Source organism: Streptomyces sp. NPDC001889 (genome assembly GCF_053594535.1).
In genome coordinates, this window is the sequence record NZ_JBSFER010000073.1 from 1 (window position 1) to 1,247 (window position 1,247).

Here is a 1,247-nt window from a genome sequence, read left to right on the forward strand (position 1 = left end):
TCGATTTCGTTCTGGGTGAGGGTGACCAGGGGAAGATCCGACGGGGTCCGCCCGCCCGCGCCCGGGGACTCCGACTCCCGCACCAGCTCCTCCAGCGCGGCCAGCCACCCCTCACCCAGATCCCGCACCCAGCCCTCCGCCAGAACCCCCTCCGGCCAGACGCACGTCAGCGTCAGCTCCGGCCCATCCGGAAGATCACGCGTCACCGCCGTCACCGTCAGCGCATGACCCAACGGCATCCGCTCATCCGCACCACCCGACAACGCCCCCATCTCCACCGCCGGCTCCCAGTCCGCATCCCGCCCCGCCGCGAACCGCCCCAGATAGTTGAACGCCACCGACGCACCCGGCAACCCCGCCAGCACCCCACCCGCGACCCCGTCCAAATACCGCAGAACACCAAACCCCGCACCACCATCAGGAACAGAACGCATCTGCTCCTTCACCCGCTTCAACACCCCACCCGCACCCAGACCCCGCCCCGGATCCAGACGCACCGGATGCACACTCGTGAACCAGCCCACCGTCCGCGACAGATCCACCCCCACCACCGACTCCCGCCGGCCATGCCCCTCCACATCCACCAGCACCGGCCCACCCAGAACCGACACCAGCCCCGACAACAACACCTCATCCACACCACAGAAGAACAACGACGGAACCCGCGACAACAACACCCCCGCCACACCCACCGGCACCCGCCACGACAACGACCGCGCCGACCCCACCGTGTCCCGCACCACATCCAACGGCCGATCACCCACCACCACCGCCGGAGCCCCCAACAACCCCACCCACACCGGCAACTCCCCCGACCGCACCCCCGACCCCGCCTCCTCCACCAACAACCCCGCCCACTCACGGAACGACGTCCCCACCCCCGGCAACACCACCTCACGCCCCGCCGAAACCGCCTCCCACGCCACCGCGAGATCCCGCACCACCACCCGCCACGACACCCCGTCAACCACCAGATGATGCGCCACCACCAACAACCGCCCCGGCTCACCACCCCGGTCGAACCACACCACCCGCACCATCACCCCACCCACCGGATCAAGCCCACGCCCCACCTCCCCCGCCACACCCTCCACCAGCCCACGCAACTCCTCCCCCCCAACACCCCGCGCGTCAACCCGCTCCACACACCCCCCCGCCGAAACCACACCCACACCCCGCACCTCCAACACCCACGAACCCCCCGACTCCACCAACCGCGACCGCCACATGTCATGACAGTCCAACAC

1 protein-coding gene is annotated in these 1,247 nt (G+C 69.6%); it reads right to left on the reverse strand.

What is annotated here, in order from left to right:
* A partial coding sequence (locus ACWCRA_RS35220; RefSeq protein ID WP_451069482.1) for a condensation domain-containing protein occupies nucleotides 1-1,094 on the reverse strand: 1,094 nt, incomplete at its 3' end.
* Between the last annotated feature and the right edge of the window lie 153 nt (nucleotides 1,095-1,247).